This window comes from Companilactobacillus furfuricola, from assembly GCF_003946325.1.
GTDB classification, from domain to species: Bacteria; Bacillota; Bacilli; order Lactobacillales; family Lactobacillaceae; genus Companilactobacillus; species Companilactobacillus furfuricola.
Genome location: NZ_RHNT01000039.1, coordinates 1 through 20,253, shown reverse-complemented (window position 1 = coordinate 20,253; position 20,253 = coordinate 1). Strand labels below are relative to the sequence as shown.

Below are 20,253 nucleotides of genomic sequence, written 5' to 3'. Positions count from 1 at the left end.
CTCATGAAAATTGGCATTGAGTATATAAGCCTCTTCTTAAATAAATGCATCAAAATAACCAAACCACGACGAGAACCGGTAAACCGCTAAGTGAAATTTCATGGCTGACGGCGAATTCCTTCCACCCCCACAGAACCTAGGGTAGATTAAACTCTCTTGGTGGGTGGGGGATGCGGTACTTATTTGATTTTTACTAAATTGCTGCGGTTTTGTTTGTTGTGTCTAATTTGTCTTTGTTCTTACTAGTTTTGATTCGTTTTTCTATCTGGTTAATTTTTATTTAGGCTTTTCATCGGTTGGTATTTTGTTTGTAGTCTTTTCTTGCTCTTTGAATGCTCCTTTGTCGCCTCAAAATCGCAATGGTGGGGATGTTTTGTTAATTTTGTTTTTCATTATTTGATTATTTAGTTTCTATTTTATTATGCTGATTTTTAATTTTGGTGGGAGCATGCAGTTTGCTGGTTCATTTTTATTTTATAAATATATTTATAAAATGTTTTAGGGAGGAATTTTTTCTATGAAATTTACTAAAGGTGTTTCTGCTGTTTTGGCTTCGGTGGCTGCTTTGTCTTTTGCTGTGGGTCCTGTTTTTTCTGTTGGCTCTACTCAATCTGCTGAAGCTACTAGTATTTGGGATCTTCCTGAAGGTACTACTATGCCTTCGGAAGGTAAATTGATGGCTCTGAATTATGAACCGGGTGAGACTACTGTTTTCTTGTGGTCATTTGATGGTAATAATATTCGTTTAAGTAATCGTGGAGTTGCTAATTATACTTGGTGGTATACTGATAAATATCGGGTTTACGATGGCGATAAGTATTATCGGGTTTCTACTAATGAATGGGTTAATTATAATGATATGGATCAACTTGAGCTTAATAATGGTGATTGGTTGCTTGGGGCTCAGATCCGAGGATAGATTTTTGTTGGCGCTGCCTGTTGGTGGCGTTTTTTTTATTTTTTCGACATTGATAATTTTGGTAATAAAAAACACTATCCATTCATCATACTGACGTGATTTTGGATAGTGCTGATTTTTTTAGATTGGTTGAAACTTGCTGAGAAATAAGAGTGTTTTCTATTTTTGGTTGCTAAACTTGCTGTGGTTTTGATAGGGGTGTTTTGTTTTATCCTCAAGGATGTTGAAACGAGCTCCGCGAGGTAGCGGCCTCCGGTTAACACAGGTGGTCGCGGCGCTGCGTATTTGATATGAACTAGAGCTATCCATTTTTGATGACTAAACTTGCTGTAGCTTGGATAGTGGTTTTGATTCTTATCCTCAAGGATGTTGAAACGAGCTCCAGGCGACAGCGGCCTCCGGTTAACACACGTAGTCGCGGCACTGCTTCGCAGCACCTTGTGCGACTACATGCGTTAATCCTCAGCAGCTGACCGTCGCCTTCCGCTCTCTCTACTTTTTATTTTGTTGTTGTGATTGATATCTTAACAGGTCGCGGATTTGTTGTAGGTATTCTAGTTGTGGATCGGTTTCTTGGACGTTGTCGAATTTGCTGGTTGAGCCGTCTCTTCGCATTTTGTTCATGGCTTTTACTACTACGAATACGACGAACATGATGATTAGGAAGTTGATTATGGCGTTGATGAAGTCACCTATTAGGAAATTTGCTCCAAATACAGTGAATTTCATGTCTGTCAGGTCGATTTTACCTATTAATAGACCAATTAAGGGGTTTAGGATATAAGTTGTTAGAGCCGTGATCAGGGAGTTAAATGCGGCACCTATGATAACACCAACTGCTAGGTCTACTACGCTTCCTCTTGAGATAAATTGACGGAATTCATTAAACATACTAATGCTCCTTTTTGTTTGTAAAATTAATTATCATTTACTTTACTATCATTCAAAATATTTTTAAAGTGTTTTTAGATTAATTTCGATGAAAACGGTTCAATCAGTATAAATAATGTTATATTTATATACAGTAAGCAAAATATTTATTTAAGGGGTTGCAAAAAATGAAAATAACTAATTTGATCATAGCTGGAGCCGTAGCTTTAACCCTAGGCGGGCTCTCAACTACTCAAGTCCAAGCATCTGCTGATGATAATAATATTAGTGTCAATAATCAGTATGATTCTGATGGACAATATAACGGTGACTATCAAGTTATTAATGGGGAAGTTCAAACTCATAGTCTAACAAAACTTTATAACTCAAAAGGTCAATTAGCCAGCCGCTCACTTCAAGCTGGAACTTATTGGATCGCTGATAGGATGTTGATGAGTGATGGTCAACCGACACTTTATCGTGTGTCAACTGACGAGTGGGTCAAACCTAGCGATGTTACCTTCATCAATCCCATCGGTGCAAGTTTGGTAACTGCTAGATCCAATGCTAATCTTTATGATTCAACTGGAAATGTGGTTGGAACATTGCCAGCTGGTGTAGCTTATCGAACAGATCAAAGAAAGACTGTTAATGGCGTGATTATGTATCGGGTCTCCACCGATCAATGGGTCAAAGCTACTGACGTGAATATTGGAAAATAATTATTGATGCTTTTTAACAAGAAAAATGCCTTCAGAATATTGATGAAAAATCAAATTCGGAAGGCATTTTTTATTTTTGGTTAAAGTTACTTAATTTTGGTTTTTATAATCGTTTAAAAAGCTTTGTTAGTCGATCGATAGGCGATTGATCACATCTGCTTGTCCAGGGAACATTTCGATCAATGCATCTTTTTTGGGAATTAATACTTGACCACTGGAGTTACTAGGGATGCTACCATTCAATTGGGAGAAACCAGCTCCGTTATCGTTGAGATCTTCGAAAGCAACCGCAGTTCCTGGTTCAATGTAAAAACCGTGGACTTGTTTCTTAGATTTATCCAGACCAAGCTTAACTTGGTAATATTTACCATCTTTTGTAAAACAATGTACTAAGGCAGAATTTCCGAGAGAATACATCCAGGCCTGTCCTTGCTCGAGTAAATGTAAGTGTGATAAATGTTCAGTATCGATCGTCATGTACATTGATAATTCACTCGGACGGATCCCGCGTTCGATCATATATGATGGGAAAATCTGCTTTAAAAATTCAGTCTGCTCTTGTTGCTGTGTTGGAGATAACTCAGGTTGAGGTCCTTTTGGACCCGTGATCTTTAGTCCAAGATCTTTGCCGGTCAGAAGTGATTCAAATGCGTCATCAATCGACGATGAAAAGCCGATCGATCTTTCACTAATAATGTCAGGGATCGATACTTGACCTTTGTTAATTGTGATGTAGCGGCTTTTTTCAGTTGCAGCTATTAGTTGGGTGCTTGGTCCTTTGATCATTTGATTGTTTGGGCCGATTCCTAATTCGAGGACTAAAATATTGTCCATTTGATATTTTTGGACAAAGCTAGAAAATCCTTCAAGTTGGTTTTGATCGATTTGAAAATTTTCACTAGCTAGGTTTAGCGATAGGGGCTCACCACATTGATCACACTTGGGGATGTCATCATTTTCTAAAGTACCTTGCTGATCCTTTGAGTAGATATTGTGGAGTTTATCCTGTAAGTTCGTTATTCCATGTTCTTTTGGATGTGCACGACAAATGCCGTTTAACCAATTACCTTCGATTTCAAAAATATTGTTAAAACCGGCTAGGGCAAAGTGATGGTCTGTATTCGATGTCCAAATGTAATAAGGCTTATCTCCAATGATTTTTTTCAGAGAACTCATTAATTTTCCAGGATGATAATTATGTGAATAGTATTCAGTTATCCTACCGTAAGCACGCCATCTATCTAATTCATTAGAATAATTATATCCAAAAGCAGTTAAGAAATTGGGGATGTTATATTTGTCAGTTAGGTCACCTAAGACCTCATGTAATTTTTGGTCATTAGCGAACAAGTTTAGTCCTTCAGAAATGGAGAAACCATTGCTGGCGGTGACTAAAATAGCATCCGCATTCTTGATCCATTTTTGTGCGGTGGTAATTGAGTTAGCCATTTTGACCTCCTTGAACGATATTGGCAGCTTCTTTTAATACTTCGTTGATGTCTTCACTGATCAGTAGGGACCGGTCCTTGATTTCTGGTGCAGTGATGGCATCTTTGGGATTGATGTTGACGTAAAATGAATCCGGCATATAGTTGGTCATTTCCCAAAATGGCTCTTGAATAAACATGGGTGTCATCCGGCCGACACCCATTTCGAGAAACAAAATTTTTTCACCTTGATGTTGTCCCAAAAATCGGCTGATCTTTTGATATTCATCGTTATAGCGTTTGTCCTCCAAAAATTCGGGTCCACGTGCCCAGACGATTAGCGGAGAACCGTTGATTTTACTAGTTGGGAAATACTCTTTAGGCAAGCGGTGGTCTTTGATTTTAGGCAATAAGTCGGCCACGATTTTTTGCATAGAATATAGATTTTTATCGTCACTAGTATCTTTGCTTTGAGCAAAATAGTGCGATCCTTGGATCTCACTGACTTGTTCTTCAGGAAAATATTGCTTAAAAAGGCTATCCTGATTGGTTGTAATGTAGTGGGCAGGTTTGTTGGCCACAAGTGTTCCCAAGTATTGATAAGTTGGTTTCTGAGCAGGAGTATCAAAAATCATCTTCCAAGCAAGGAGCATGAAGGCCCAGTGTTCCTCTTCTGAATCAAAGGGATTATAAAATCCATTAAAGAGTCCTTTAAAATGATATTTGTCGTAAAAATATTTCATATGCTCCATAAATAATGGACTCGCTTCATACCAAAAATCCATTCCAGCAGCGTTCGATAGGCCACTACCGCCACCAACTAAGATGGCATTAGCTTGGTCTATCAGCTGAGTCAGTTGTTCGATCTGTTTCATAAATTGGACTCCTTTTAAGTTGTATTGATTACACCAGTATTGGAATCTTAGCTTTTCTTTTGATAAAAATTAAGCACAGTATTTACATGTTGTTTAATTATGGACATATTTTGGATATTGTATTGGACTTTTGATTGATTGTGAAAACAAAAAAATCCCATTCAACATTAGTTGAATGAGATTGTTGATTATGATTATGAGGAAGCTTTTTGAAGAAAACTACCTTAAATTTGTTATTATTCAGCTGCAACGTGTTCTGCGTAAGCTGCTTTAATATCATGTAAGTCTGTAAGTGCTAACTTGCCATCTACTTCTTCTGTCATGGCTTTCTTTGTCTCGTCATCCCACTTGTAGTAGTTTGCCATATAATCGATGACAGCATCTTTGACTTCTTCCATGTGGTTGATGTCAAATAACATTTGACTGCTACGACGTAGTAGGTAGTCGATTGGATGTTCGACCATTTCGGCTTTTAGACCGTAATTTAACATTGCGTAATCTACGCGTGGAAGGCCGTCTTTTTCACCATCTGGCAATAGTTCGTAAATGTCAGCGACGTTTGAACCGTAACGTTGAACTAATTTTTCAGCGTCTTCACGTTCGAGGTCGTAGTTAACGATTCCTTCGTGGACCATCTTGTCGAAGTATGTTGACCAGCCTTCGTCACCGCCAACGTCACCACCTGAAAGGATAAGGTTTTCAGTTTGTTGACCGGAGAATTGATAGTCAGTTTCTTCAGCTAATTGTTCACCAACACGGTCGACGATCTTTTCAGCCATCTTACGGTAACCAGTTAATTTACCACCGGCAATTGAAAGTAAGCCAGTATCTGATTGGAAAATTTCATCTTTACGAGAAATTTCGGAAGGTGATTTTCCTTCTTCTTGGATAAGTGGACGAACACCTGACCAACCGGCTTCAACGTCGTCTGGTGTAAGCTTTTGTGGAAGTTCAAACATTTGGTTGGCAGCTGCTAGGATGTATGTAACATCAGAAACAGTGATGTTTGGTTCCCTTGGATCTTCTTCCCAAGTTGTATCGGTTGTACCGATGTAAGTCTTGCCTTCACGAGGGATGGCGAACATCATACGACCATCGTGGAATGGTGTATCGAAGAATAATGAGTTGGAGATGGGGAACTTAGCGTTGTCAATAACTAAGTGAACACCCTTTGTCAGGTGAAGATGTTTACCTTTGTTGGAACCATCCATATCACGGATTTCGTCAACCCAAGGACCACATGAGTTAACCACTTTCTTAGCGTGGATCTCACCAGTTTCACCTGATTGAACATCTTCAAACTTAACTCCGCAAACTTTGTGGTTAGCGTCGTATAATAAACCAGTAACTTTAGTATAGTTGGCGATCAAAGCACCGAGTTCACTAGCTTTTTTAGCAACTTCGAGTGTTAGACGAGCGTCGTCAGTTCTGTATTCAACATAAAGACCTGAACCTAACAATCCGTCAGCTTTGACGTAAGGCTCTCTAGCAGTTGTTTCGTCAGGTTCAAGCATTGTCTTGCGTTCTGACTTCTTAACTTGTGCTAAACGATCGTAAACATCAAGACCAACTGATGTCATGAATGGACCGTAAGTACCACCAGCGTAGAATGGTAGCATCATTTTCAATGGTGTTGTGATTTGAGGAGCGTTGTTATAGACAATTGCACGTTCACTACCAACTTCGTGAACTTCTTTGAGAGCAAATTGTGCTAGGTAACGTAGACCACCGTGAACTAATTTTGTTGAACGGCTTGATGTACCAGAAGCAAAGTCACGCATTTCAACTAAACCAGTTTGGATACCACGTGATTGAGCATCAAGTGTGATACCACTACCAGTAATTCCGCCACCAATAACAAGCAGGTCTAATTCCTCATTTTGCATTGCTTGTAAATTTTTAGCTCTAGTTTCATTTGAAAATTCTTTCATGAAAGTTCCTCCTCGGGAAAATGTTCTATATACATAATAGTAAAATTTTTCAAAGTTTGAAAGCGTTTTTAATCGAAATGGCTAATTTTTTTAATAATAGAACAAAAAAATCTAAATAATCATATCGTTGTAAATATGTTTCTGAAATTTAACGTATTCTTCACTGAAAATATCATTTGAATGCTCTTCCAACATCGCCTTAGGGAAGTAAAATCTTTCATCACCGGAAATTTTACCGGTCAAAGCGTTCACTAAGCGACTCACTGTCGAAAGTTCAATTAATGAACCATCATTTTGCATAATTTCGATTTGCGTACGGCTCTTATGCTCACGTGGGTTGTAAACGTCGTAGGGGAGGTCATAACTCGTGTTGGTCGAAGTATAGTACTTTTTATCAAAACCAGCGGCTTCAACGATATCAGCTAACTGTGGTAATTTATCTTGCGTTTCTTCAGAATATTGGGCGGACTTGAAGGGCTTTCTAGTAAGAAAACGATAGGACAGATCCTTCAAGATCTCGTCAGGATAATCGAGCCAAAGCGTGAAGTAAGTATTGAGGATCCCATCGTCCAAAGCTAAATAGTCGTTGATCGTGACCCGATTTTCAAAAAAGGGAACGAGCAAACTTGGCATTTCGAAGCCATTCATCTGATTGTGTTCATACAAATCTTTGGCACGTTTTAACAGTTTGGTCAAAACGACTTCCATTCCCCGTGACACAGGGTGAAAGTAGACTTGTTGATACATTTGAAATCTTGATAGCACATAATCTTCAACTGCATGCATCCCATTAGCATCAAAGGCAATGCCACCACGGTAGGGACGCATAACCCGTAAGATCCGCGTTAAGTCGAACATACCATATTTGGTACCGGTGAAGTAGGCGTCACGAAGTAAATAATCCATCCGATCAGCATCGATCTGACTGGAGATCATTTGGACAACTTGTTTGTTAGGGTAAGTTTTCGCGATCACGCTGGCTACTTTTTCAGGAAAATCGCTCGATACTTGACGTAAAACTTGGTTGATCTCGGTTTCAGGCGATGTGATGATCTCTTGGGTCCACATTTCATGGTCAGTATCAAAGATATGCTCGAAAGCGTGGGAGTAAGGTCCATGGCCAACGTCGTGCAATAAGGCTGCACATAAAGCTACGATCCTTTCAGAGTCATCCCATAGACCGTCGCCTGCTTCTTTAGAAGGATAGTTTCTTTGGAAGTTATCGCAGATCAAGCGGGTTATCTCATAGACACCCATACAGTGGGTGAAACGGGAATGTTCGGCACCTTGGAAAGTAAAAGAAGAAGTCCCTAACTGTTTGACGCGACGTAAACGCTGGAACTCTTTAGTATTGATCAGATCAAGGATGACTTTGTGTGAAACGTGTATGTAATTATGAAGTGGATCACGAAATACCTTTTCACGCGGAAGTTTTTCGATATTGAATGTCATTAATTTTCTCCCAATAGTTTTTTATTTTTGTAGACGAGATCTTCTAATGTTTTGTTGTACGCATCGCTATATGGCGCGGAATTTGAGATGATATTGAAGCTGTCAGTATCGATGCTATAATCATCATTAGATAGGCTCTGTAAGATTTTTTGCTTTGCTGAAGCAACAGTCAGTGGCTGGTGTGTTAAAATATCTAAGTTTTCCATACAGTGCACATCGATATTTGGAAAGTCGATCTTCTGATGGATCGGAAAATTGCTGATCTCATAAAAGTCTTTCATCAACTGTGAACGACTCTTTTGATCGCCAGTGATGCTAATGTAAGCCATGATAGCCACAGCATCGCCTGAACGTCGCTGCGAGATCCCAGCGATTTTCTTGCCATCGATGCTCAAGTCAAAGGTCCCAGGACAATATGAGTGAATGACTTCGCCGGTCTTTAAACGATCAGAGAAAGTTTGCTTCATGATCGAATACATTTTGCCGTAGGCGTCGTCGATCGATAATTGATCTTTGTGAGGTAAAAAGAGCGTGAAGTTCAGGATGTCAGGATCAGTCACCACTCCTAGTCCTCCTGAATTTCTTAGATAGTAAATATAATTCTTTTCCTCAAGAAAATCTAAACCAGCGGATAGATTGTTGAGCCGTTGGTCTTGTAAACCTAATATCACTGTTGGTGAAGTCGTCCAAAAGTGGGCGAGGGCAATTTGTTCTTCAGAAACGAATTGCAAGATGGCACCTGTATCAGCGAAAGGCTCAAGCATCTCTTGAGCAGTTCGCACATTTTGGTCGTATAATATAATTTGCTTATTCAACAGATCACTTCTTTATTTATGTAGTTTATTTATTAATTTTATCATGTGGGGTGTTATATTTTGGAAAATAATCGTATTGATGTCAATGTCGACCTCGACATGTCAGTCTTTCAAGCTGGGGAGATGACACATACTAAGATTTCCGAGCCTGGAAGATTTACGAGGATGGGCAATGCTGTCTACTTACAATTTAATGAAAGCATGGAAAATGACGATCATGCTTCTATTTTAGTAAAGATTACTGAAAATGGCGAAATTCATGTCAAAAGAGAGGCCAAGAATACAAATTTAGCCTCGATGCTATATTTCACGCATCGTGATCACAACTCAGCTAGTCTTTATACTGAGTATGGTGTCATGCAGATGAAGACTTTTACTAAGGATTCTTTAGTCGAGATCAAAGATGATCCTCTTCAAGGAAAAATTAATATTGATTATGACTTGATTTATGATAATAATATAGTAGGTAATTACAAGTTTAGATTGATTTTTAGTGTCTAAATAGATATCATTAGTTGTAAGACGCTGTGAAAGGACGTGTACACGTTTGAAACTTGAAAAATTCAAGAATCAAAATAAAGAAGAATTATCAATGATCGAAGTTGCTTATGAGATTCTCAATGAGAATAACAAAGAGGCAATGAACTTCTCTGATATCGTTAATGAGATTCAAACATATTTAGGAAAAACCGACGAACAAATCAAAGATCATTTGCCACAGTTCTATACAGATCTAAACAACGATGGTAGTTTCCTTTCACTTGGTGAAAATGTTTGGGGCTTACGTAAATGGTATCCATTTGATTCTATCGACGAAGAGGTTAACCACCCCGAAGACAACGGTACTGAAAATACACACAAGGCTGCTCAAAAGGTCAATGCTTTCTTAAGTGATGATGAAGAAGACGATGATGTTGTCGATTATGATGACGATAGCGATTTGAAACTATCCGATGACGACGACGATGACGACGGCTCAAGCGACAGCAATGGTCCTGACCTATCTAAGTTTACAAATTCTGACTTGTCAGTTGATGACGACGATGATGACGATGACGACGATAGTCTTGATGACGGTATTGAAGGACAACTTACTGAATTTGATGCTGACGACGATTCAGACATCGATCTATCTGATGAAGATGACGAAGACGATGATGAAGACGACGACGAGGACGACTCAGATAAATAAGTTGCACATTTTAAGATTTTTAGTTTGACGATTGAACCCAATAACAGTATTATATTGTTTGGGCTCATTAGATAGACTAATTACAAGTTCCCTGTTCTATAAGAATAGGGAGCTTTTTTATTTTTTAGTTAAGAAATCCCTAGATATAATATGTGGAGGAAAGCTATGACGAAGTATATTTTTATTACAGGTGGAGTTGTTTCATCTTTAGGAAAAGGAATTGTGGCCGCATCCCTCGGTAGACTATTAAGAAACCGTGGCTTGAAAGTTACAATGCAGAAATTTGACCCATACATTAATGTGGACCCAGGAACAATGAGTCCATATCAACACGGTGAAGTTTATGTTACTAATGATGGTACAGAAACTGATCTGGACTTAGGTCATTATGAAAGATTTATTGATAACGATTTGAACAAGTATTCAAACGTTACAACAGGTAAGATCTACTCAGAAGTAATCCGTCGTGAACGTCATGGAGATTACAATGGTGCAACAGTTCAAGTAATACCACATATTACAGATATGATTAAACAAAAGATAACACGTGCTGCAACGACAACAGATTCAGATGTCATCATCACCGAAGTTGGTGGTACTGTTGGTGATATCGAATCAACACCTTATTTGGAAGCTTTGCGTCAAATGAAGGCTGATGTTGGTTCGGAAAATGTTGTTTATATTCACACAACGTTAGTTCCATATCTTAAAGCTGCTGGCGAAATGAAAACTAAGCCAACACAACACAGTGTTAAAGAACTACGTGGAATCGGTATCCAACCTAACATCTTAGTAGTTAGAACGGAAAAGCCAATGCCACAAAATATGAAAGACAAGATTGCTTCATTTTGTGATGTTGATTCAGAGGCCGTTATTGAATCACGTGATGCAAGCTCAATTTACGATGTGCCATTGAATCTACAAGCACAAGATTTCGACGATATTGTTTGTCGTTACTTGCACTTGGAAACAAAACCAAGTGATATGACTAACTGGAACAAGTTAGTGGATCGTATCCACAACTTGAAGCATAAGACTAAGATTACCTTGGTAGGTAAATACACTAAATTACAAGATGCTTATATTTCTGTAACAGAAGCATTAAATGCTGCTGGTTATGTATATAATACAGATATAGACATTGAAAAGATCTCTGCTGATGAAATCACAGAAGATAATGTTGCTGATTTGTTGAAAGATACTGACGGTATCATTGTTCCTGGTGGTTTCGGTACTCGTGGGTTGGAAGGTATGATCACGACTATTAAATATGCTCGTGAAAATGACGTTCCTTACCTAGGTGTATGTTTAGGTATGCAAATGGCAAGTATTGAATTTGCTAGAAACGTTGTTGGTATCAAGGATGCAACAACCGGTGAAGTTGATCCTGATGCAGAGAACAAAGTTATTGACTTGATGGCAGATCAAAAAGATATCGAAAATGTCGGTGGTACTTTACGTTTGGGTGCATATCCATGTAAACTAAAGGATGGCACTAAAACAGCAGCTGCTTATGATAACCAATCTGTGATCCAAGAAAGACATAGACACAGATATGAATTCAACAACGCTTATCGTAAGCAATTTGAAGAACACGGATTAGTATTCTCAGGAGTTTCACCAGACAACCACTTGGTTGAGATCATTGAAATACCTGAGAACAAATTCCACGTTGCTGCACAATATCATCCTGAATTCTTATCAAGACCAACTCAACCAGAAGGATTGTTCAAAGCCTTCATCGGTGCTGCGTCTGGTCTTAAAGAAGATAAGTTTATCGGATAGTTTGTTTTTAATTTGATGTAGTTAATAATAGTTAGGGAAAAACTTATGCAAAAACTTGTAATTAATGGTGGAAAAAAATTATCGGGAGAGGTTACGATCGGTGGCGCTAAGAATAGTACTGTGGCTTTGATTCCAGCCGCTATTTTGTCGAGTACTCCGGTTGTGTTAGATTCTGTTCCAGAAATTAGAGACGTGGCTAACTTACGTTCGATCTTGTTAGATATGAACGTGACCTCTGAAGTTAAAAATGACGTACTAAAGATCGATCCAACGCAGATCCATTTCGCTGAATTACCTAGTGGTAAGGTAAGCAGTTTGCGAGCTTCATATTACTTTATGGGTGCAATGCTGGGCCGTTTTGGCAAAGCTGTGGTTGGATTCCCAGGTGGGGATGACATTGGTCCAAGACCAATTGACCAGCACATCAAGGGTTTTGAAGCTTTAGGAGCTCACGTTGAGAATAAGAATGGTCAGATCATCATCACGGCCCCTGAAGAGGGACTAAAGGGAGCTAAGATCTTTTTAGATATGGTTTCAGTTGGTGCGACGATCAATGTTATTTTGGCAGCAGTTCGTGCTAAAGGTACGACTGTGATCGAGAATGCAGCCAAAGAACCTGAGATCATTGATCTGGCTACTTTTTTAAACAACATGGGAGCCATTATTCGTGGTGTCGGAACTGAGACTATCAGGATCGAAGGCGTCGATGAATTAAGGTCAAATAACTCGCATACGATCATTCCAGATCGGATCGAAGCTGGAACTTATTTAAGTTTAGCAGCAGCTAACGGTGGCGATATTTTGATCAACAATATTATTAGCGAGCACTTAGACGCTTTCTTAGCTAAATTGGATGAGATGGGCGTTAATTTAGAGATCGGTGAAGATAGTATTTATGTGAAGCCATCTCCCGAAATCAAGGCAGTCAACATCAAGACGATGCCTTATCCTGGCTTTGCTACTGATCTGCAACAACCAATAACGCCGTTATTGATGAGATCTAAGGGCGAAGCAATGATTATGGATACAATTTATCCAAAGCGTATCAAACATATATCACAGCTCCAAAAGATGGGCGGAGATATTTCAAGTGAAAATGACTTGATTTTCGTTCACGGTGGATCGAACTTAACTGGAGCAACTGTTTCTGCTGACGAGATCCGCGCCGGAGCTTGTTTGATGATCGCTGGTTTGATTGCCGATGGTCAAACTGTGATCGAAAACGCTGAAAATATATTACGTGGATATGACCGAGTAGTTTGGAAACTTCACCAGTTACAAGCCGATGTTGAGTTAGTCGGTAAAGATGATTTGAAGTAGATATTGACAATAATAGATTTACTTGTTAAATTTGATTTAATTATTTATTAGAAAGGGAGTGCATCCATTGAGAAATTAAGCTGATTTCAAATTTTATGCATTTTTGTGTGTGATTTGATTTTGGTTTTGTTTCTTATTTGGGTGCGCTTTCTAAATGGTATTTGACTGGGATTTAGAGCGCTGTTTTTCGCGCTCTATTTTTTTTGCTTTTTGGAGTTTGAATGGTTATCCATCGCTAATTCCGGGAAGGTTTTGAGAATTGCGAACGTGGAACGCCATGGGCACTACAGTTAGTTATCTGCAGAAGATCATTTCGGATAGCCCGCAGCTAGTCCTGACATTAAGTGTCTTCGTTGCTAAGCACCCGAATACTATACATGCAGATAAAGCCTTAAACATTAGACTTTGAAACGCTTTTTATGTATTTTGTATACATGATGTTGGGCTTCTTTTTTCAAATTGCATACTTCATAATTTAACTTTTTGTGAGGTGTTGTTTTATGGGTACGATTCAAATTTCTAATTTATCTTTTAAATACGACCAGATGGCTGATTGGTTGTTTGATTCAGTAGATCTTAGTATCGATGCTAGTTGGAAGTTGGGCTTGATCGGACGTAATGGACGTGGAAAGTCTACTTTATTGCATTTGTTGATGGGTGATTTGGCTTATTCGGGTTCGATCGTTTCTGATCTTTCTTTTGCTTATTATCCGCAACCGGTGATTGATGATTTTCTTTCTGCTGGAGAGATCGCGGTCAGTATTGCTGATATCGAGTCATATGATATCTGGCGGATCGAAGCGGAGATGGATAAGCTGCAAATTTCTCCGGATATTTTACAACGTCCATTTTCTACGCTCAGTCCTGGAGAACGAACCAAGGTGCTTTTGGCAGCTTTGTTTATCGATGACGGGCGATTTCAATTGATCGATGAACCGACTAATCATTTGGATATCGAAAGTCGGGAGGTCGTTGCTAATTATTTGCGTGGTAAACGTGGATTTATTGTGATCAGTCACGATCGGAATTTTTTGAATCAAGTGATTGACCACGTAATTTCGATCAATCGCAATGATATCGATGTTTACCAGGGCAATTTTGATACTTGGGAACGTGAAAAAACGGCTGAGGATGAAAGAGAGCTGCGAGAAAAATCCCAGCTGAAAAAGGATATTAACAAGCTCAAAACTTCGGCTGCTAAGAAAGAAAATTGGGCTAAGCAGACCGAAAAGAGTAAACACAAGAATATCAAGATGGATCAGCACACTAATATAGATAAGGGCTTTTTAGGTCACAAATCAGCCAAAATGATGAAAAAAGCTACTATCATCCAGAAACGGGCTGACGAAGCTGTCGAGCAAAAACAAAAGCTATTGAAAAATATCGAGATCACTGATCCGATATCATTAAATTACGTTGAAATTAAACATTTTGATCAAGTGATTTCTGCTAATGACTTTCAGATGTTCAATTCAGAAATTCAAACGCCAAAAATCGATTTTACTGTCAAAACTGGGCAAGTCACAGCTTTGATCGGGAAAAACGGCATTGGTAAGTCGACTATTTTTAAACGGATAATGAATCTTGAACAGCCTTTCCAACAAAAAGGCGATCTCCAAGTAAAAAATTCAATAAATATTTCTTATTTGCCCCAAGAAACTAAAATTCGTGGTACCATTGTTCAAGTTGCAGAAAAAGAGCAATATGATGTGGAACGGATTTTTTCCAATTTACGTAAGCTTGGCTTTGAGCGCGAATTGTTCAATGACCCGATCGAATCGATGAGTCAGGGATAAAAGCGCAAAGTGGCGTTAGCAATCAGCTTGTCACAGGAAGCCAATTTGTATTTGTGGGATGAACCGTTTAATTATTTAGATGTGATCACGCGTGACCAGATCGTTTCCGCAATTAAGAAACAGCATCCAACGATGCTAGTAATTGACCACGATCTTGGCTTGATCGATGAGATCGCCGATGAAAAAGTCGTCTTGAAATACTAGAATTATATTGAATATCTTATTTGTTCATGGTAATATTTAATACCGTTAGTAAATTAATCTCTATTTCTGCAAAAGATTTAGGGCAAAGGAGACATTTATAATGAAACAAGGAATTCATCCAGATTACCACCAAGTTGTGTTCATGGATTCTTCAACTGGCAAGAAGTTCTTGGCTGGTTCAACAGTTCACTCAGATGAAACAACTGACTATGAAGGTAAAGAATACCCATTGATTCGTGTTGAAATTTCTTCAGATTCACACCCATTCTACACAGGTAAGCAAAAGTTTGCTCAAGCAGATGGACGTATCGATCGTTTCAACAAGAAATATGGTTTGCAAAACAAATAAAGCCATCCTTTCTCGGATGGCTTTTATTTTTTGGCTTTTTTTCGATGTAAATGGGTAAAGACCCAGAAGAAATTGATAAAAGCTAGCCCACTGGTCGTTAAAAAGACCGCTGAGTAACTTAAGGCACTGGAGACGTATGAACCTAACAGAGGCCCACAGACGTTTCCAACAGCCTGAAATGACTGGTTGTATCCGAAGATCCGACCGGTGTACTGATCGTCGGTATTTTTGGTCAGTAGCGTTTGAACTGGTGGGATCAAGCAAGCGTCAGATATGCCGACTAAGAATCGCAAGATTGCTAGTTGCCAAATATTGTTGACGAAAGCTTGAGGGATATAAACTAGGATCGCAAAGATCAGGCCACTGATCAAGATCTTTTCGGTCCCGATGCGATCGCCTAAAGCACCAAATCTTGGGGCTGCGATGATATTGGCAATACCTGGTAGAGCGGCAACAACTCCGGCAATCAAAGTTACTTTGTCAGAACCGTCCATTAATTGGCTGACGTACAAACTAATGATCGGGTTGATCGAGTTATTCGATATCTGAATGATCATAGTTGTCACAAACAGAGCTAAAACGGTGTTCGAATTTTTTAAATGACTGAATATTTCTTTAGTTGATTCTTCTTTGCCTTTAGGGACAGGATGAAAATCTTCTCTAATGAAGATAACTATCAAAATGAAGGCTATGAACAGTAAAGATCCGGTGATCATAAAAGGGATTCGGTAGCCAAAGTATTGTGCGATGACACCACCAACTAGTGGACCTAATAAAGTTCCGGAAATAACACCGGTGTTTAAGGTCCCTAAGGCTCGGCCACTTTCAGATTTTGGAGCTGTTGAAGCGATCAGGGTAGTAGCATTGCTGACGAATCCAGAAAAGACACCTTGCAAGAGTCTTAATACTACTAACTGCCAAGGTGCGGTGACGAAGGATTGCAAGAAGATCACGATCGACATACCTAAAGCGGCACGGATCAGCATCAACTTGCGACCACGACGGTCAGCAATTTTGCCCCAAACTGGAGATATTATCGCCATGACCAAGAAGGTGGCAGAGAAGGCGATACCGTTCCAAATAACGAGCTGACTTTTTGTGAAATTCCCTAAAGTATTAATGTATAATGGCATAAAGGGTGTTATCATACTAAAGCCAATACCTGTTACAAAGGTACTAAACCAGAGGACAATTAAGTTTCTTTTCCAATAGTTATTCTCGTTTGGAGCATTTTGTGTATTTGAACTCATAAATACATCAAATCCTTTCTAAGTAAATTAGTATACTCTTTTCGTTTTTTAGGAGAAAATATTTTTTTTAGAACTGGGGAATAGTATTCATGAAAATGAAGTTACAAGAAGTTTATTCGGCATTAAAGATTCAGTCAGAAGATATTCCTGACGTCGAGATCACCGGCGTCTGCTTCGATAGTAGAAAAGCAAAAGATGGAGATTTGTTTTTCCCTATTAAAGGTGAAAGGGATGGACATGACTTTATTGAGGGTGCTATCGCTAATGGTGTTAGTGCTACTATTTGGCAAAGTGATCATCCAATTGAGAACAAAGATATTCCTTACATCGTTGTTGACGATGTGATGGCAGCTTTCGACCAATTAGCCAAGTATTATTTAAATAAGGTAAATCCGAAAGTCATTGCCGTAACTGGAAGTAACGGTAAGACGACGACTAAGGATATGATCGCTAGTGTGTTGGCAACAGACAATAATGTTGCAAAGACGCCAGAGAATTTTAATAATGAAATTGGCGTGCCCTTTACCATTTTGAATATGCCAACTAATATAGAAATATTAGTAGTAGAAATGGGTATGGATCGTCCTGGTCAGATCGAACATTTGAGTTCAGTTGCCCATCCAGATGTCTCGGTTATCACGATGATAGGCGAGGCACACATCGAGTTCTTTGGGACTCGAGACAAGATCGCTGATGCTAAAATGGAGATCACTCATCATTTACAAGAAGACGGCCTTTTCGTTTACGACGGCGATGAACCATTGCTCAATGAACGAGCACAGCCTCTAGAACAAACTAAAGCAACTTTTGGTAGAAATGATAGCAATACGATTTATACTACTGAGATCAATAGTCAAAAAGACAAGACTACTTTTAAGACGAATCTTTGGCCTGACCTTGAGTTCAGTATTCCGATCATGGGTGATTACAATGTAAATAATGCTATGGCCGCATTGTTGATCGGACGCAGATATCATATTTCTGCAGAGAATATGCAACAAGCACTTGCTAATTTATATATGACAGAGAACCGGACTGAATGGGTCAAGGCCTACAATGGCGCTGATATTTTAAGTGATGTTTACAATTCAAACCCCACTGCAGCCATTGAAGTGCTCGATAACTTGCAAAAATTATCGACAGGACGTAAAATCATTGTTCTTGGCGACATGTTAGAATTGGGCTCAGCATCGAAGAGATTGCATGAGTCTTTGGCCGATCATATTGACCCAAATGATTTTGCAAAAGTCTATTTAGTTGGCAAGGAAATGAAAGCATTGTACGATTTACTCGTACCTAAGTATCAACCAGCTGATATCAGTTGGTATAGTAAAGATCAGTTAGAAGACCTAACTGCAAATATTAAAGAAGAAATGAACTCAGATGACACAATTTTGCTTAAGGCAAGCCATGGCATCCATTTAGAAAACGTCTTAAAAGATTTAATTTAAGTGTGTCGGTTGAGTAACATTGAAGAACGTGGTATTGTAGGTAAATTATGTTTTTATCACGTTTAAACGGAGGATTTTTGTGAAATTTAGCGAATTAAATTTAGATTCAAAACTACTAAGCGCTGTTGATGAGGCCGGATTTGAAGAAACAACACCTATCCAAGCGCAAACTATTCCACTTGTTATGACAGGTGATGACGTTATCGGACAAGCACAAACCGGTACCGGAAAGACAGCCGCATTCGGCTTACCAATTTTAAATGCTGTGGATACATCTTCAAGCGATATCCAAGCATTGATCATTTCTCCAACCCGTGAACTTGCAATTCAAACACAAGAAGAATTGTTCAAATTAGGACGTAACAAGAAAGTCCGTGTACAATCAGTTTACGGTGGTTCAGACATCAGAAGACAAATTCATTCATTAAAGAACCACCCAAGCATCGTTGTCGGAACTCCCGGACGTATCCTTGACCACATTAACCGTCACACACTTAAGTTACACAATGTTAAGACAGTTGTGCTAGATGAAGCCGATGAAATGCTTGATATGGGATTCGTTGAAGATATCGAAAGCATCTTAACTAACGTTCCTCATGATCACCAAACATTGCTTTTCTCAGCTACTATGCCAAAACCAATCACGAAGATCGCCGACAAATTCATGACTGACCCAGAGATCGTTAAGATCAAGTCAAAGGAATTAACTGCTGATAAAATCGACCAATACTTTGTTAAAGCTCGTGATTATGAGAAATTTGACTTGATGACTCGTATTTTTGATGTTCAAGGACCAGAACTAGCATTGATCTTTGGACGGACTAAGAGACGTGTTGATGAATTGACACGTGGATTGCAAGCTCGTGGATACAACGCCGAAGGTATTCATGGTGACTTGTCTCAAGATAAAAGAACTAGCGTCTTACGTAAGTTTAAAGCCGGTAAATTGGACTTCTTAGTTGCTACTGACGTGGCAGCTCGTGGACTTGATATTTCAGGCGTATCGCACGTTTATAATTATGATATTCCGCAAGATCCTGATAGCTATGTTCACCGTATTGGACGGACAGGTCGTGCTGGTAAATCTGGTATTTCTGTAACCTTTGTTACACCAAACGAAATGAGTTACCTCCGTACGATCGAAAACTTGACTAAGAAGCGTATGAAGCCATTAGCACCACCAACAGATAAAGAAGTGCTTAAAGGTCAAATGGAATCTGTTAAAGATGACATTAAGAATACTTTAGCTCATGATACTAACTTAGCACGTTTCCAAGATGCTGCTGATGAATTGTTGAATGAATATACTCCAGAACAATTAGTAATGGTTTACTTATCTACAGCAATCAAGGATGCTGAAAGTGTCCCAGTTAAGATTGCACCAGAACGTCCATTACCAAGCCGTAAACAAAGTCATAACCGTTCAGGTCATGGTAGACGTCATCGCTTCAATCGTGGTCGTCGTGGCGGCGAGAGAAATGAACACCGTGGTGGCAGACGTGATGATCGTCGTAATAATCATGGTCGTAATGGCGGTAATAGTAATAATAGCCACAGACGTAACGAGAATAAGAAGCCTGCTGCTTCGAAGAAGTCGTTTAAGATCAGAACTAATATTTAGGTTTTATTATTTGTTTATTGATTATTTGATGATTTATAATAATGATATGAGGAGGGACAAAGCTTGTTTTGCTTTGTTCCTTTTTTGGGTGCGCTCGGCATGGGCGTTAGCTAGGTGATGAAAGTTCACTGTGAGCCGTAGTAGTCGGAATCACGAGTTGAGGACAAGGGTGTCCACCGCGAGGTGGAATCTGAAGGAAGTCTAAAGCAAAGTACTGAGCTGATGTACAAGAATCGACTAATAGGCCGGAAATGCAGGATAAGTTTGCCCAACA

General features: G+C 39.1%; 18 protein-coding genes. 11 read left to right on the top strand and 7 right to left on the bottom strand.

Going from position 1 to position 20,253, the window contains the following annotated elements:
• Positions 1-517 precede the first annotated feature (517 nt).
• Entirely contained in the window at positions 518-919 is a 402-nt protein-coding gene (locus EKM78_RS09430; RefSeq protein ID WP_125771654.1) for a hypothetical protein, read from the top strand.
• 492 nt (positions 920-1,411) lie between these two features.
• On the opposite strand, the gene mscL is transcribed toward EKM78_RS09430, so the two are convergent.
• Positions 1,412-1,810, bottom strand: coding sequence for a large conductance mechanosensitive channel protein MscL (gene mscL, locus EKM78_RS09425; protein ID WP_125771653.1), 399 nt, complete (start codon positions 1,808-1,810; stop codon positions 1,412-1,414).
• Positions 1,811-1,977: 167 nt separating this feature from the next.
• On the opposite strand from mscL, the gene EKM78_RS09420 reads away from it, so the two are divergent.
• Positions 1,978-2,511 (top strand): SLAP domain-containing protein, encoded by a 534-nt coding sequence (locus EKM78_RS09420; RefSeq protein WP_125771652.1) that lies wholly within the window; start codon positions 1,978-1,980, stop codon positions 2,509-2,511.
• A 126-nt stretch (positions 2,512-2,637) separates the two neighbouring features.
• Here the strand turns inward: EKM78_RS09420 and EKM78_RS09415 are convergent, their stop codons facing one another.
• The 5 genes from EKM78_RS09415 to EKM78_RS09395 all read right to left on the bottom strand — a co-directional run bounded on the left by EKM78_RS09415 (position 2,638) and on the right by EKM78_RS09395 (position 9,011).
• Positions 2,638-3,960, bottom strand: a complete 1,323-nt coding sequence (locus EKM78_RS09415) for a cupin domain-containing protein (protein ID WP_125771651.1) — start codon at positions 3,958-3,960, stop codon at positions 2,638-2,640.
• Positions 3,953-4,813, bottom strand: a complete 861-nt coding sequence (locus EKM78_RS09410) for an SIR2 family NAD-dependent protein deacylase (RefSeq protein ID WP_125771650.1) — start codon at positions 4,811-4,813, stop codon at positions 3,953-3,955. Before EKM78_RS09410 ends, EKM78_RS09415 begins: the two co-directional genes overlap by 8 nt.
• Positions 4,814-5,049: 236 nt before the next feature.
• Positions 5,050-6,744 carry a glycerol-3-phosphate dehydrogenase/oxidase gene (locus EKM78_RS09405; protein ID WP_125771649.1) on the bottom strand — a complete coding sequence of 565 codons (1,695 nt, stop codon included), beginning with the start codon at positions 6,742-6,744 and terminating at the stop codon, positions 5,050-5,052.
• A gap of 111 nt (positions 6,745-6,855) precedes the next feature.
• Positions 6,856-8,196, bottom strand: coding sequence for an HD domain-containing protein (locus tag EKM78_RS09400; RefSeq protein WP_125771648.1), 1,341 nt, complete (start codon positions 8,194-8,196; stop codon positions 6,856-6,858).
• Positions 8,196-9,011 carry a lipoate--protein ligase family protein gene (locus EKM78_RS09395; RefSeq protein WP_125771647.1) on the bottom strand — a complete coding sequence of 272 codons (816 nt, stop codon included), beginning with the start codon at positions 9,009-9,011 and terminating at the stop codon, positions 8,196-8,198. Before EKM78_RS09395 ends, EKM78_RS09400 begins: the two co-directional genes overlap by 1 nt.
• Positions 9,012-9,071: 60 nt before the next feature.
• Here EKM78_RS09395 and EKM78_RS09390 point away from each other — a divergent pair, with 60 nt between their 5' ends.
• The 7 genes from EKM78_RS09390 (at position 9,072) to EKM78_RS09365 (ending at position 15,657) form a co-directional block, all read left to right on the top strand.
• The gene (locus tag EKM78_RS09390; RefSeq protein WP_125771645.1) at positions 9,072-9,512 is read left to right on the top strand and encodes a YwiB family protein; all 441 of its coding nucleotides are present in this window, start codon (positions 9,072-9,074) and stop codon (positions 9,510-9,512) included.
• A 46-nt stretch (positions 9,513-9,558) separates the two neighbouring features.
• On the top strand, positions 9,559-10,203 hold the full coding sequence (gene rpoE, locus EKM78_RS09385; RefSeq protein ID WP_125771643.1) for a DNA-directed RNA polymerase subunit delta: 645 nt from the start codon (positions 9,559-9,561) through the stop codon (positions 10,201-10,203).
• A 165-nt stretch (positions 10,204-10,368) separates the two neighbouring features.
• A complete protein-coding gene (locus EKM78_RS09380) occupies positions 10,369-11,988 on the top strand; it encodes a CTP synthase (protein WP_125771641.1) in 1,620 nt (539 codons plus the stop codon).
• A gap of 45 nt (positions 11,989-12,033) precedes the next feature.
• Positions 12,034-13,308 carry a UDP-N-acetylglucosamine 1-carboxyvinyltransferase gene (locus EKM78_RS09375; RefSeq protein ID WP_125771639.1) on the top strand — a complete coding sequence of 425 codons (1,275 nt, stop codon included), beginning with the start codon at positions 12,034-12,036 and terminating at the stop codon, positions 13,306-13,308.
• 500 nt (positions 13,309-13,808) lie between these two features.
• Entirely contained in the window at positions 13,809-15,104 is a 1,296-nt protein-coding gene (locus EKM78_RS09370) for an ATP-binding cassette domain-containing protein (protein WP_245995027.1), read from the top strand.
• 9 nt (positions 15,105-15,113) lie between these two features.
• The gene (locus EKM78_RS13125; protein ID WP_245995021.1) at positions 15,114-15,308 is read left to right on the top strand and encodes a P-loop NTPase family protein; all 195 of its coding nucleotides are present in this window, start codon (positions 15,114-15,116) and stop codon (positions 15,306-15,308) included.
• 100 nt (positions 15,309-15,408) lie between these two features.
• Entirely contained in the window at positions 15,409-15,657 is a 249-nt protein-coding gene (locus EKM78_RS09365; RefSeq protein ID WP_125771637.1) for a type B 50S ribosomal protein L31, read from the top strand.
• 23 nt (positions 15,658-15,680) lie between these two features.
• On the opposite strand, the gene EKM78_RS09360 is transcribed toward EKM78_RS09365, so the two are convergent.
• Positions 15,681-16,907: a multidrug efflux MFS transporter gene (locus tag EKM78_RS09360; protein ID WP_125771635.1), complete on the bottom strand. Its 1,227-nt coding sequence runs from the start codon at positions 16,905-16,907 to the stop codon at positions 15,681-15,683.
• 89 nt (positions 16,908-16,996) lie between these two features.
• On the opposite strand from EKM78_RS09360, the gene EKM78_RS09355 reads away from it, so the two are divergent.
• Both EKM78_RS09355 and cshA read left to right on the top strand, forming a co-directional pair.
• Positions 16,997-18,358 carry a UDP-N-acetylmuramoyl-tripeptide--D-alanyl-D-alanine ligase gene (locus EKM78_RS09355; protein WP_125771633.1) on the top strand — a complete coding sequence of 454 codons (1,362 nt, stop codon included), beginning with the start codon at positions 16,997-16,999 and terminating at the stop codon, positions 18,356-18,358.
• 79 nt (positions 18,359-18,437) lie between these two features.
• Positions 18,438-19,979, top strand: a complete 1,542-nt coding sequence (gene cshA / locus EKM78_RS09350; RefSeq protein WP_125771631.1) for a degradosome RNA helicase CshA — start codon at positions 18,438-18,440, stop codon at positions 19,977-19,979.
• The last annotated feature ends 274 nt before the right edge of the window (positions 19,980-20,253 follow it).